The 13,087-nt window shown below is 55.0% G+C and carries 13 protein-coding genes; 5 read left to right on the forward strand and 8 right to left on the reverse strand.

Going from position 1 to position 13,087, the window contains the following annotated elements; genetic code table 11:
* Positions 1-25 precede the first annotated feature (25 nt).
* From KF752_03160 to KF752_03180, 5 genes are all read left to right on the forward strand, one after another.
* Entirely contained in the window at positions 26-463 is a 438-nt protein-coding gene (locus KF752_03160; protein MBX3420535.1) for a hypothetical protein, read from the forward strand.
* The gene (locus tag KF752_03165) at positions 450-1,007 is read left to right on the forward strand and encodes a hypothetical protein (GenBank protein MBX3420536.1); all 558 of its coding nucleotides are present in this window, start codon (positions 450-452) and stop codon (positions 1,005-1,007) included. The genes KF752_03160 and KF752_03165 overlap by 14 nt, the downstream gene beginning before the upstream one ends.
* Positions 985-1,674 (forward strand): hypothetical protein, encoded by a 690-nt coding sequence (locus KF752_03170; GenBank protein ID MBX3420537.1) that lies wholly within the window; start codon positions 985-987, stop codon positions 1,672-1,674. Before KF752_03165 ends, KF752_03170 begins: the two co-directional genes overlap by 23 nt.
* A gap of 195 nt (positions 1,675-1,869) precedes the next feature.
* Positions 1,870-2,664 (forward strand): hypothetical protein, encoded by a 795-nt coding sequence (locus tag KF752_03175; protein ID MBX3420538.1) that lies wholly within the window; start codon positions 1,870-1,872, stop codon positions 2,662-2,664.
* Complete coding sequence (locus KF752_03180) at positions 2,651-3,010, forward strand: hypothetical protein (GenBank protein ID MBX3420539.1); 360 nt, start codon at positions 2,651-2,653, stop codon at positions 3,008-3,010. The genes KF752_03175 and KF752_03180 overlap by 14 nt, the downstream gene beginning before the upstream one ends.
* Before the next feature lie 203 nt (positions 3,011-3,213).
* On the opposite strand, the gene KF752_03185 is transcribed toward KF752_03180, so the two are convergent.
* The 8 genes from KF752_03185 to KF752_03220 all read right to left on the reverse strand — a co-directional run bounded on the left by KF752_03185 (position 3,214) and on the right by KF752_03220 (position 13,070).
* Entirely contained in the window at positions 3,214-3,744 is a 531-nt protein-coding gene (locus tag KF752_03185) for a hypothetical protein (protein MBX3420540.1), read from the reverse strand.
* A gap of 557 nt (positions 3,745-4,301) precedes the next feature.
* Positions 4,302-5,429: a PLP-dependent transferase gene (locus KF752_03190; protein MBX3420541.1), complete on the reverse strand. Its 1,128-nt coding sequence runs from the start codon at positions 5,427-5,429 to the stop codon at positions 4,302-4,304.
* A 23-nt stretch (positions 5,430-5,452) separates the two neighbouring features.
* Complete coding sequence (locus tag KF752_03195) at positions 5,453-6,130, reverse strand: hypothetical protein (protein MBX3420542.1); 678 nt, start codon at positions 6,128-6,130, stop codon at positions 5,453-5,455.
* Positions 6,131-6,186: 56 nt separating this feature from the next.
* Complete coding sequence (locus KF752_03200; protein ID MBX3420543.1) at positions 6,187-7,929, reverse strand: amidohydrolase family protein; 1,743 nt, start codon at positions 7,927-7,929, stop codon at positions 6,187-6,189.
* Positions 7,930-7,970: 41 nt separating this feature from the next.
* Positions 7,971-8,567 carry a hypothetical protein gene (locus KF752_03205; GenBank protein MBX3420544.1) on the reverse strand — a complete coding sequence of 199 codons (597 nt, stop codon included), beginning with the start codon at positions 8,565-8,567 and terminating at the stop codon, positions 7,971-7,973.
* 11 nt (positions 8,568-8,578) lie between these two features.
* A complete protein-coding gene (locus KF752_03210) occupies positions 8,579-10,009 on the reverse strand; it encodes an aspartate aminotransferase family protein (GenBank protein MBX3420545.1) in 1,431 nt (476 codons plus the stop codon).
* A 271-nt stretch (positions 10,010-10,280) separates the two neighbouring features.
* Entirely contained in the window at positions 10,281-11,600 is a 1,320-nt protein-coding gene (locus KF752_03215; protein ID MBX3420546.1) for an MFS transporter, read from the reverse strand.
* Positions 11,601-11,606: 6 nt separating this feature from the next.
* Positions 11,607-13,070: an aminotransferase class III-fold pyridoxal phosphate-dependent enzyme gene (locus tag KF752_03220; GenBank protein ID MBX3420547.1), complete on the reverse strand. Its 1,464-nt coding sequence runs from the start codon at positions 13,068-13,070 to the stop codon at positions 11,607-11,609.
* Positions 13,071-13,087: the final 17 nt, after the last annotated feature.

The following is a 13,087-nucleotide window of genomic DNA, read 5'->3' on the forward strand; positions in this document are numbered from 1 at the left end:
ATCATTCACGAAAGGAGTTTGATTCATGTTCCAAAAACTAAAAGCGATTCTAGGTATCCCACCACAGCCAGCTGAGGCAAAAACGGTTGGACCACAGATTCCTACGGTTCGAGGTGATTTACCGATGTACATTCCGGAGTCTCAGCTACCGGAGGGTGATGGCGAAGTGTTCACTCCGTGGCGGGTGGATGTTCGTGGCAAGTTGTGGTACAAGCGGCTGTCGAATGACCGGCCAGACAGCACCACCGCCACCCACGCGATTCGTGCAATCGCAGACGATGGCTGGTCCGATCCGTTGTCACCCGATGACCCCGCGGAGCTATTCCCGAAGTTCCTTGACAGTGACGGCGTCGAAAAAATCAACGTCGATCTCTGCCGGCGCAATGCTGCGGCTCGGATTCTCGCAAGAGATTTTGCAAAGCGGGAAGAAATTTTGGAGGGTTGCGACGATGACGACGAATGAGAGATGGCGGCTGGCTGTCCACGAAAGCGCCCACGCGGTTGCAGCGGTTTTACTCGGTGGAAAATGCACTGGGGTACTGGTTAAACAATCCTGCGGTGTCGCCTTCGTATCCCAGTTATGCGTTGACCGCGATGCACTTTGCTACGCAGCAGGACCAGCAGCGGAATCTCTTGCCACCGAATTTGACCCACCTAGCGAAATTGAACGGACGGCGGACGAGCTAACAAATACGCAGCTACCTACATCGACCGATGAGCATTTTCGACGCCACTGTGCTTTCGCCGATTTTGATGAGTTGCCGAGGGGGTTGCAGCAGGACTGTCAGCATGTCGCTAGGTGGTGTGTGACCGGCCATGAAGAAAACCCACACATTTGGGCGAACAGATATTTTTATTTGCAACGGCGAGCAACGGATTTTGTTGAGCAAAACAAAGAGGCAATCATTGCGGTTGCTGAATCGTTGTACCGCCAGACGGCGTTGAGTGGTGATGAAATTTCGAAAATTCTAACGGAGGTTTTACATGATGTTGCGTTACTCGGATGACGTTGAGCGACGGTCGGCACATCGAAGCGAAATAAAAAAACGGATTCGCGAGTCCGAGATTGCGGCCTTGCGTTACCAGGATTTGCAGAGCATTATCCGCCAATTGGATGCCGATAGCGATCGGGCGGCGAGCGAGCACGAGGCGGCAGCGTCCGCCATCCAAGCGGAGCTTAGCCAGTTGCACTTGGATTTACTTTCCGGCAAGCCAGCGGCAGACGTTTCCAAGCGACGGGCGGAGCTTTTAGCTGAGCTTACTGAGCTTAATCGAAAATTGGAAACCCGTTGCCAGTCAAACAAGCTTTCAAAGGAAAGCCTTGAGCGCCAAGCATCGACGCTGTACGGCGCGAGCCTGGAACGAACGAATTTGGAAAATCGTTTGGTTGGAATTTGCAGCGATGAGACTCGAAGGAAACGGCAACGCAACAAGTTTCTGCAACAGGCACTGGCAGGCGCGATTGGTGTTTGTGCTGAGTCGATCAAGCCGCTTGTGCACAACGCGCAAGTCTTCGAATTGAACGAAGCAAATGGATTTGGGCGCGATGATGCCGCGGACGACACTCGCGAAAAACTGGATGACTGGCAACATGCACTCGGAGAAATCCAATCACGTCAGGCAGATTTGCAGCGTGAGTCAGATCGTTTGCGGCAAGCGGCACTGGATGAGTAATAACTGTAGCTTTTCTCCTAAGCTACAGTTGGATGAGCGTGGAGGGTGGCCAGTTAGAACCCGGCTGGTCACCCGAAGCGTTTCACCCTCCCCCCGGGCTTGGGTCCTTCCGGCGACTTTTCAGGTGCTCCGCAATTCCGCAGCCCGCGCATTGGCAGATACAGTGACAGCCTACCTTCCGAAAATCGAGATCACATGAGTAAGCGACTTCACAACCGCCTGGACCGCCTGGAAAAGCCAGCTGGACCCGACTTGAGCCAGTCCGATCGGTTGTTATTGGTGTCGATTCTGGGCAGGCGAGACGCATTATTCTGGCCGTGGCGCTGGCAGATTGGCATACAGCCACCCATGACGGAGATTCGGCGTAGGCAGCGTGAGTACCTATCGGGCGTGAGTGGCGTTGCTGTTCACGCTGATGGCAAGCGCCAATGGAAAAACTCGCATTCGGCACGTCAGCGGTTGATCGGCGCTAAGATGGTCACAGCGACCCATTCCAGTGGTCAGGTTACTTCGATGTTCTTGACGCCACTGGGTGAAGCCTACGCCAGATCGCTGGTTGGCGGATTGGAAACAGTAGAATCAGCGTTGCCAGTCATCCAAGCGCTAAGAATGCTATCGGAAGCAACCTCAGTAGCGGCTGTGCGTGAGTCGGTGCTATTCAATCGTGATTGCGTAGGCAATCCTGAAGACTGGTCGCACTTGACCGAGTTGGTGTTGCCATTCTTGACCAGCGGCATGGTCACCTGCCATTCAGATACCCAGGGGCGGATTGCATACACTCCCCAAGAGGTTGAGCCACCAGCGGCTATTGCGGTTGATGTTGCAGTCGATCCCGAAGCAGACCGAGTTTACTTCGATGGCTACGAGTCCGAACGCAACGCATTAGAGACCGCTGAGCCGCGCGGCCCGACCGAGGTTTTCATTCCACTGCCAGCTACTGGTTGGGGATGGCCATGCTATTATCCTGGATGCCTAGATGAAGAAATCTAAGTTTGTGCAAGTTCTGGCGGCAGCGGTGGCCAGCGGTTCATCGGTCAAGGATGCTGCGGCAGTTGCTGGCTGTGCTGAGTCCACAGCGTATAGCGTGAGTTGTACGGCTGAATTTAGGGCTGAGGTAACCAGGCTGAAAACAGCGGCAGTGGACAACGCTGTTTGTGTGTTGACTGCCAATGCAGCGGCGGCGTCACAAGCGCTAGTTAAACTTCTATCGAGCGACGATGAAAAGATTGTCTTAGCGGCTGCGGGCAAGTTGCTGGCCGTAATCGGGCCGCTGCAAGAGTTGGCTGAACTGAGGGTCCGCATTGAGCAACTTGAGCAGTCCAGAGCCGCCGCCTAACGCACTGGGGCGACGCCGAATGCTTGGCGATGTTTCGGCAGGCAATGAAGGGCGTCAACCAGCACGACATGCCCAGTGATATTATCACTGGGCAGAAGTCGAAGACCGGCAACAGCAAGGCCAATTCATGCCGACCGGCATTTTGAACGAGGTTTTCCTAAAACTTGGTCGGCTGAACGGGAGAAATCGGCTCTAAGCATTATTTAAGGATCTGGGCTTCCAGCAGTTCCAACTTGCTCCTCTTCAAGGTAAACATGCGGAATAAGAACAGGTTGTCGAAGCCCTTCGCGCTGGCCTTGAGAAATCACAGCCCACTCCACATCAACGACCTTCATAGTGGAGCCATTCTCGGGTGTGAGCAGTTCGCCAATTCTTGGTACAGATGGAGCATAGCATCCATGAAGTCTCTTGTGAGTTATTTCTGAGCAGTCCACTAATTCGATGTAATGTAATGAACCAAGCCAATCCATGCTCCGGTCAGGTGCGTGAGTGGCAAAGTGAGAGCCAGAAGAGGTAAGTTTTTTTGTTCCAACAGAAAATCTACCCTGCAATATACAAAGGTGGATAACTTGCCCGGCAGTAGTATCATCGAGTCCATCACGATAAAGCCTGTCTTTTATTGCCAGTCCGTCATCGGCGTCTAATCGGCCCATCTCAACATCTTCAATTATGTCTTCCACTTTCCGTTGAGTTTCACAACTAATTCCGAATGAATCTGCCTCCTGTTTGAGCATAGACTCGAATCCGTGAAGCAGTCCATACATTCGAGCAGCCGAAACCGATTCACCTGCGGCCCATCGTTGTAGACGTAATACCTCTGCGAGAACTACTGCGTTTGGTACCAGAGTTGTCATGGGTTCGTTTTGCTCCTGGACAGGTTCAGTTATTCACAACAGTTGTAGTCTACAACTGCTAAGGGTGAAAAACGGGGGTTTTCGGGGAGTGGAGATTATCGCAAACCCAAGGAAAACAAGGTTTTCTTAGAGGGTGTCGAATACGCCTTAGGATTTTCAAAACCGGTGCAATCGACCACTCTGCCACCCATCCGATTCAGCTTCGGCCAACTTGCGAGCCGACGTTCACAACTGAAAAACTTGCTGCGCACGGCGCTGTCGGCCGCATAGCCAGCCTGTGGGGCCGACATTTTATAGAGTGTTGCCCAAACAATCGAGCCCCAAGAGGCAGCTGGACCGGGACAGTTTTTCGGTTTGCAACGCCGGGCACTAGCCTAATCCGCCGCGTTAGCGAGGTACTGATCAAACTTTTGCTGGCAGGTGCAGTAGGCTGACGGCTATTTCCCGAAGGCCTGCGCCAAATCAGCGATCAAGTCATCGACATGTTCAACACCGACGCTCAGCCGCAGCAACGAGTCAGTAATTCCAATCCGCTGACGTTCGGCAGCCGTCAGTCGCGCGTGCGAAGTCTGCGCAGGGGCACAGATCAATGTCTCTACTCCCCCGAGGCTGACTGCGGGTCGAATGAGCTGAAGCCGCAACAAAAACTGGGTCGCATCAACCTCCGGCGACAGCTCGAATGACATCATTGCTCCAAAACCGGTCATTTGCTCTCGAGCAATCTGATGACCTGGGAAATTGGCCAGGCCCGGATAGTTGACTCGTCGGATGGTTGGCTGACCAGCGAGATACTCGGCGACATGCTGTGCGTTTCGCGTCTGCCGCTCGACTCGCAACGCCAGCGTCTTCAAACTGCGTTCTAACAGATGGCAGGTCAGCGCATTGACATTGCCACCCAACGTACAAGCGACTGCTTGAATCTGAACAACCAACTGAGAGCTAGCCAGCACTACTCCGCAACTGAGGTCACTGTGCCCGCCCAGATACTTGGTGCCGCTGTGTACCACGATATCAATGCCCAAGCCACCCGGTGTCTGGTTGATAGGACTGGCAAAGGTGTTATCGGCGATAGTGGTAATCGACCGCTGCCGCGCGATTTGGGCTACGCGACGCAAGTCGATGACATCCAAAAGCGGATTGGTCGGGGATTCCACGACGATGGCGGAGGTCTGGGCGGTAATGGCGCTCTCAACCGCCGCTGCATCTGTGGGCACAAATGAACACTGCACGCCCAGTCCAGCTAACGTTTGTGAGGCGAGAGCGTGGGTGCCGCCGTACACCGAATCCAACACGACCAAATGACTGCCGGCTTTAACCTGAGACAGGATGGCAGCGGTCATAGCAGCCATGCCAGAGCTGAACAGCAATCCATCTTGCATGCCTTCGAGCGCGCACAGCTTGTGGACTACCGCGCGCTGATTGGGGGTATTGAAGTGCCGCGGATAGAGCATCTCGGCTCGATCGATGTATTCAAAGGCTGATGATGCAAAAATCGGAGTATTGACCCCGCCCACCGCCGCATCGCGATACGTGCCAGCGTGAACACAGCTTGTCTCTTTTTTCATAGTTGATGCACTACTCTGTCGATTTACGCAGACACTGGAAAATGCATGGTGAAGGGCTGGACTTTGAGACATGCCAGCGGTTTGACTTGGCTAACGTCTGGAAATTGCTGGCTGTCTACGTGCAGCTCCGTCACCCGGGCTAACCGCCCCCAACCCAAGCCGCGCGGATTAACGCGGTAGGCAACTCCGGACAATTCCTGGTACAACTTGATCGGCAGCAATCGAGTCGTCACCGGGAATGGTGGTCCGCTGTGTTTGACCTGGCAATAGAAAACAGGACGGTCGGCTGGACCAACCAACAACGAGTCGGTTTTTCCGGCAACGCGCCACTGCATGGGAAGCGTCGATTTGGGAATGCCCCAGTTGTAACGACCGTTGTCCGTGCTGGCTGGCGAGTCCACAAAAATGCGAGTTATCGACTGGCAACCATGCGGCTCGAACTTACCGGGAATGATCAGCAGTTCGCGGTAGGGTCCGACTGGCGACTGGTGATAATTGACCAGCATCACGTAGCCCAAGCCACCGCGAAACTGTCCGCGCTGCCGCTGATCCAACCAACCGTTCTCTTCAACCCATTGGCGACTGAACTTGTAAATCAGAATGATACCTTCGCCGGTCAGCTTCCAGGGTGCCGGTCGATGCTCCGGTGGCCGGGCCGGGCCGCACGATGCGGTGGATGCAGCAGGATCGGTGGCCGACATCGTGGTCTCCCTCGTCAAATAGGCCGATTTCGTGATGTTGATAATCGCGGAGGGTCTCAATAAAGATGTTTCCCCTTCAGGAAACACCCGTAGCGCTGCGAACCAAATTGCTGGGCGAATGCGCCATCTTCCCAAGCTATGCGGCCGCCGATCATGACCAATTTGACGACCTCATCGTTGCGGTTGACCAGGCGCTGGGTGCCGCCTAAAAAGTCTGCGTAGTGGTACTCGTGCACGCTATCATCCAGCCGGTCGAAGTCGATAACTACAATATCGGCCCGGCTTCCCTCTTGGATGACTCCCGCGTCGATGTGGAAGAAGTCGGCGTTTTCTTTGGTCAGCCGCCAGATCAGTTTTTCGTAGCTCATGAAAGGATCGCCGCGCTCGTGAGCGTCCTTCAAGTACTTGATCGACCGCAGCGGAAAATTGTACAGCGCCAGGTTGTCAATGTGCGCTCCCGAATCAGCGAAGCCGAAAATGGCGTTGGGGTTGGTGTACAGCTTCTTGTAACGCAGTGGATCGTGATTGCCAATCGTTGTCTTCCACTCAATTTGCGAATCCATATCAACCACGATATCCAGGAAAGCATCCACCGGGTGCTGATTACGCTGCCGAGCGATTTCTAGAAAGGACTTGCCGATCCAAGACTTGTCCGGTGCATCCGTGACGAAGGCGTCGCCAAAATCCTTTTGCCAGATTTTCGGTGCCAGTCGATTGGCGTAATGTCGCTTGAACTGTTGACGATACTTGGGGTCTTTCAGGGTCGCATCACGTTGCTGGCGATCGCGGGCTAGATGGCGTGCCAGCTGCCCAGTGGGGAACTCTTCAAAGATCACCAGGTCCATGCCCTTGGCGTATACCGTAAATGGCACGGGCAGCGCCTGCATGCGAAAATCGGCGCGCAGCACTTTGTTGAAGAAGGTGGCAATAGCGCTCAGCAGACTCAAGATATACGGGTCGCCCTTGAGGTCCATCATGGCTACCATCGAAGTCCGCAACCGCTTGCGCCAAAAGAACGCTGAGCTTTGCGTCATGTACCATAAGGCCGCTACGCGACTGACCAAGTTGGGCACGCCCTGCAAATGCCCGTCGCGGCGCCGAGCCACTGCGGTGAGCGCTCCACGTTCCCGGCGATTGGCGTAGGCTGCGGGCAGGAGCTTGGACCAATGACGGCCATCCATCTTGTCCCAAGGATTATGCTGCATCGAAATGCCGATGAAGCCGGCGTCCATCGACTCTTCCAAATAACCCACCATCTGCTGAATTTCAGCCGGCGTGGCCGACTGCTTGGGGTCGAGCGATCGATCGATACCCATGGCGCGAGCACGTATATCAGAATGCCCCAGGAATGAAACATAGTTTGGACCTACCGGCAGCGTGTGCATGTGATCCAGCCAGCCGCGCGTATCGTTCCAACGCTTCTGATCATGCAAGATCGGCAGCAACACATCGCGCGGGAAAGCCTCTACGCGAGTAAACATGTCACAGCAGTCTTCGACATTGGAATAGATAAAGGACAGCGAACATGATCCCAGCATCACTGTCGTTACACCGTGGCGCACCGATTCGCTGAGCGAGGGAGCGACCAATACCTCGCCATCGTAGTGCGTATGATTGTCGATGAACCCTGGCACGACCCACTTGCCGGCAGCCTCAACGACCTTGGTGTCTGGCCCGACCTCAATCGCGCGCTCGGAGATGGCCGTCACCCGGCCTTGTTGTACCAACACATCGGCCATGCGGGATGGTCGATCGTGCCCGGAGAACACGCGTCCACCGCGAATTAAGATGTCTGACACGGTCGAGGCCTCTCTTTAGGCTAAGTGCCTTAAAACTTCATTCATCCTCGGGATTTTGCGTTAGCTGCCAGACCAAAGCAAATCAACGACGCTGCTAAAAGGTAGTGGAACACATCGATTCTCAAGGCTGGGCTGGACAGATATCCACCGGACCAAACGGCCGCTGCGGATAGAACCAGAGCCGCCAGCAAAAACGCGCCAATCGCTTGCTTGCCCATAACGCAGGCGGCTAGGCCGCAAGCCAGCACGCTGACCATTGCCACCAATTGCATCGATCCGCGCAGGGAATCGGCGACTCCTGTCACGACCAGGGCCAACATCACCAAGCCAGCTACCAAGAAAGCGTAGACCGTTACCTTCTGCGGCGGCCCGCGAGAAATCAGGCCGTAGCTGCCCAGCATCAATCCGCATGAACCCAGCGTGGCGACGACTTGTTGCAAGCGATTGGAAATATCAACCATGTTTTCATGCACACCAGCAAACCGCAGAGCACCAAACAGCGCTGCCAGGGCGACAGGCACCAAAAACACTCCCCACAGCGTTGCCATCTGCACGCCCAACCTCGGAAAGTACCGGACAAAGGAGTACGCGCCTGAAGCGGCCAGCACCAAATCGGAGATCACATGGGAAAGCTGCACAGTGCGGCTCACTATACGTACAGGTCGTTAAAAAAATTGATCAGGAATTGATTGCACACCGCCGGAGGCAGCGCGTCGAGCACCTCGTTGATAAAGGCCATTTCCGTAGGTAGCTCAGTACCCACCAAGCCCGCTTGGGCGGCTAACTGCCCGAAGGCCGCCATAGGATCGGGACTGCCGAGCGCCTCGGCGACTCGCTGGCGAATGGCTGCTGGGTCGATTGTGTCGGTCGTGTGCACTATCTGCACGCAGTCGCGGAGGTCGGCTAACATTGCATCGACATTGTGCACCGTTCCATAGTTTACCGAAATGTGCAGGTTGCGCGGCACTGGCGGTGCGGAAAACTGGGGCTGTAAAAACCAGCCGCGTTTGGCCATCTGGTCGGCCAATACATAAACATTAACGCTGTCCGAAGCAAAGGAAAACATGCACATCGCTGGTTCTCCTAGGACTCGCAGTCCCGGGATCGCATTGATGCCGGCAATCATTTTCTGCGTGGCCTCCTGTACGCTGCGGACGATCTGCCGATAGCCTTGGTTGCCCAAAAAATTCAGCAGTGCCCAAGCACCGGCCATCGGCCCGCCACTCTTGCTGCTGAGCACGGTCGTATTGATCAACGTGTAGCAGGTGGTTTCCGTACAAGCGAACAACTGGTAACGGCGCATCTCACGACTGCGGTACATGATGACCGAGCAGCCTTTGGCGGCGTAGCCATATTTATGCAAGTCTGTTGAGATCGAAGTCACGCCGGGTACAGAAAAATCGAAGTCGCGGACATCATAACCCAGTTGCCGCATGTACGACAAATGGAGACCACCCACGCAGGCATCGACGTGCAATGGCAAGTCATGCTCCAGCCCGATCTGGCCGATTTCAGCAATGGGATCGATTACCCCCTGAGAATAGCTGGGAGCCGAAGCGACCATCAACACCGAGTTATCGGAAATCGCAGCCCGCATGTCCTGCGGGCGAACCTGATAGGTGGCTGGGTCCACTTCAACCATCACCGGCTTGACATTCAGATAATGCGCCGCCTTGTGGAAGGCACCATGCGCGGATCGCGGTAAAATCATCTCCGGCTGACTAATATGCGGACGCTTGTCGCGAGCCATGTCGCGGGCTGTTTTTACGGCCAGCATAATGCTTTCCGTTCCACCGGTCGTCAAATGCCCCACTGCGTCGTGATCGCCGCGCAGGAGGGTAATTAACGCTCGCACCACATCGGTCTCCAACTTGAGCATCGATGGAAAGACGGACGGGTCCAATCCATTTTCGGTTAGAAAGGAGAGGTAGGCCGAGCGAGTGACTTCTTCAGAATCGTCTCCCGACTTATAGACATAGCAAAACACCTTGCCGCCGCGCCAGTCCATGTCCCTGGATTTGAACGCCTGCAGCGTGGCCATTACTTCTTCTTTGCTGCGACCAATTTCCGGTATGATCATGCGATGTCTTTCAGATTGAGTTTGCAAAACTTTATCGTGTTTTGCTCGAATTCTACCTGCGCCGGGCAACCAGCGTAACTGGTGGGCTGGTGCGAGGTGAATCTCATTGCCTTGGACAGGTCTTTGCGGTGATCTGCGTCCTTTTGTTCTGACCGTTCAGACCCGTGGTGGGCCGGGGAGACGCAAAGCATTTTCCGCCCGCACATCCTGGCATTCATCGAAAGAATTGGAAGTGAGAGTACCAATCCAGACTGGCCTCGCATGTCCCACGCTACAAATCGCGGGACGGCTTGCGCCCCAGTGGATAACGCCACATGCAGTAGGCCATCACCAGCGACGCTAGGATCGTGGTGCCGCCGATCAAAAAGCGAATGCCAAGAATGGCGGTGGGTGATTGCAGGCTTTGACCTTCGATGTATCCCGACACTGGCAACACGCAGGCAAACAGGATTCCGTAAATGGGAAACGACAGCTTGGCTATGCCGGCGTTCATGCCGAAGAAAATGCCGTCACGGCGATAGCCATGCTCGCGCCGAGCATCTTCGTCGATCACTTCGGTAATCACCGGATAGGGCATGATCATTGATCCAGCCAGTCCAGGGGCGGTCAGCAGCGTACCGGCCAGTCCGGTGTAGAAGTCGCTGGCCAGCATCATCATCAACAAACCCGGAATGAACACCAGAGAAGCCAGTATCCAGCTCAGGCGATATCCCAGTCGATGCACGATGGGACGCCACACAAACAAACAGGGAATGGCCATCACGATCGCCAAGCCGAGCAACACGGCCTCCGCGTCCCCTGGGCCTAGTTCTAACCCCCAGATCGAAATCGGCGACTGAATATCAATGGCATACTTGCGCCAAAAGGGCAGCATGGCAGCCAGTGTCAACCAGATGTATTCTTTGGCAATCGCGGCTCCCAGATACCACCGAAATGCAATTGACGACAAGGCGATCCGCAGGCCAGACAATAAACCAACTTGTGTCTCGGCATGATCCAGAGGTCGCTCGCGAACTCCAACAACAGAGACCAAGTAGCCCACCGAAACCAGTCCACCCATGGACGCGCCCATCCACACGTAGCCTACATTCTCAGCCAAGATGGGAGCCAGAATAAACGATGCCAACAGGGCAACGGTAGCGATGATTTCGCGGACCATTGCCAAATCAACACGCTGACGCACCGTCGGGGCTACTTCGACAAACAGCGAGTTGTAACAGATCAACAACAAGCTATACAACGTGTCGAAGATGAACAGAATCGCCAGGAAATAGGCGGCTAACACCCAAGGCGGCTGCTGCACCGGAGTCCACAGCAAAAAGAAGGACAGCCCCAACGGAATCGCTCCGAACAACACATAGGGGATGCGGCGACCATAGCGGCTGCGAGTGCGGTCGGTCAGTTGTCCCATCAGGGGATCATTGACCATGTTCCACAGCCCAAAGATGGTCCACAGCGTGCCGGCCGTGGCAGCACTCAGGCCGAGTACATCCACGTAATAGAACTGGACGCGATTGCTAAAGACGTTGTACGCAATCGTGTTGGCAAAATTGCCCATCGAGTAGCGTAGGTACTTCAGCAATTGGTTCATACGCCACTAGCTCAACAATCCTTGTGAGGCCAGTTGTCGTGCCACGTCGTCCAATGATTCCTTGAGCGCACCGACTAGCGTTTCGATCTCTTGGAGCGTAAAAATCAGCGACGGTGAGATGGCCAGGGCGTTTGGCACAGGGCGCACTACCACACCGCGACGCAGCATCTGCTTGTAGACCTGAACTTGCGCGGCGACCGTCGGATCGAAGGATTCCTTAGTGGACTTGTTGGCTACCAGTTCGATGCCGGCCACCATGCCCAGACCGCGAACTTCACCGACCAAGGGATGGTCAGTGAATTCTTCGCGCAACCGCCGCTGCAGTTGAGCGCCAACGGTTTGCGCGCGCTCAATCAGATTCTCACTCTCTAAAATATCTAAGTTGGCCAGCGCCGCTGCGGCGGACGCCGGGTGCGATGAATAGGTAAATCCATGGCTAAACGGAGTCGGGGCGCGCTGCAGGACCTGCCAAATCTCTTGGCTGACCAGCGATGCAGACATGGGCTGATAGCCGCTGGTAAGCCCTTTGGCCAATGTCATCATGTCAGGAGCCAAGTCGAAATGCGTCGAGCCGAACCAACTTCCTAACCGGCCAAAACCGCAGATGACTTCGTCGGCAATGAACAACACTTCATACTTGCGCAGCACCGGAACAATCGCTTCGAAATACCCTTCCGGCGGCACCAACACGCCGCTGGCACCCATCACCGGCTCAGCGAAAAACGCAGCCACCGTTTCTGGACCTTGGCGAAGAATCAGTTGCTCTAATTCCTCTGCCAGATATGCGGAAAACTCAAGCTCGGTCATGCCGGGCTGCGCGTAGCGGTAGTGGTTAGGTGTGGTGACCAGTAGAAAGCGATCGATGTCCAGTGGCACGTCAAAACCCGTGTACAAATGGGGCAGGCCGCTCAAGCTGCAGGTGGCCAAGGTGGTACCGTGATAGCCACCCCGTCGCGCGATGAGCTTTTTCTTTTGTGGTCGACCGAGCAAATTGTTGTACAGCCAAATGATCTTGATATTCGTATCGTTGGCATCCGACCCCGATAATCCGAAGAACACTCTTGAAAGCGGCTCAGGAGCGATTTGCAGCAGGCGGTCCGCCAGCACGATCGATGGCTGATTGGCCATTGCCAAGAATGAATGAAAGTAACTTAACTGCTCGATCTGTTCGGCAACGGCCTGAGCTATCTCGGTACGCCCATAACCTACGTTCATGCACCACAAACCGGCCAGAGCGTCTAGATACTCTTTGCCAGTATGGTCGGTAAGGCGCGTGCCCTGACCGCGCATCATTACCAGCGGGCCAGTTTGCTGGTGGTCAGACAGGTTCGTGAACGGGTGAAGTTGGCTGTGCTTGTCCAACTCCACCAAATCGGTGTAGTCGTGAATGTCCATGGCGAGAGTTTGGCTACAGGTCGTGGCGTAAAGGTAAGGAATGATGGTGTCGGGAGCGAGGGTTACAGCAGACACGCGGTGCGATACCCGCG

Source organism: Pirellulaceae bacterium (assembly GCA_019636385.1).
Classification (GTDB): domain Bacteria; phylum Planctomycetota; class Planctomycetia; order Pirellulales; family Pirellulaceae; genus Aureliella.

Bases quoted from the DNA above. Each gene is read 5' to 3' on its own strand.
- KF752_03195 (MBX3420542.1), bottom strand. From the start codon at position 6,130: ATGTCGGCCACCGATCCTGCTGCATCCACCGCATCGTGCGGCCCGGCC.
- KF752_03215 (MBX3420546.1), bottom strand. From the start codon at position 11,600: ATGAACCAATTGCTGAAGTACCTACGCTACTCGATGGGCAATTTTGCC.
- KF752_03175 (MBX3420538.1), top strand. From the start codon at position 1,870: ATGAGTAAGCGACTTCACAACCGCCTGGACCGCCTGGAAAAGCCAGCT.
- KF752_03160 (MBX3420535.1), top strand. From the start codon at position 26: ATGTTCCAAAAACTAAAAGCGATTCTAGGTATCCCACCACAGCCAGCT.
- KF752_03210 (MBX3420545.1), bottom strand. From the start codon at position 10,009: ATGATCATACCGGAAATTGGTCGCAGCAAAGAAGAAGTAATGGCCACG.
- KF752_03190 (MBX3420541.1), bottom strand. From the start codon at position 5,429: ATGAAAAAAGAGACAAGCTGTGTTCACGCTGGCACGTATCGCGATGCG.
- KF752_03165 (MBX3420536.1), top strand. From the start codon at position 450: ATGACGACGAATGAGAGATGGCGGCTGGCTGTCCACGAAAGCGCCCAC.
- KF752_03170 (MBX3420537.1), top strand. From the start codon at position 985: ATGATGTTGCGTTACTCGGATGACGTTGAGCGACGGTCGGCACATCGA.
- KF752_03180 (MBX3420539.1), top strand. From the start codon at position 2,651: ATGAAGAAATCTAAGTTTGTGCAAGTTCTGGCGGCAGCGGTGGCCAGC.
- KF752_03185 (MBX3420540.1), bottom strand. From the start codon at position 3,744: ATGCTCAAACAGGAGGCAGATTCATTCGGAATTAGTTGTGAAACTCAA.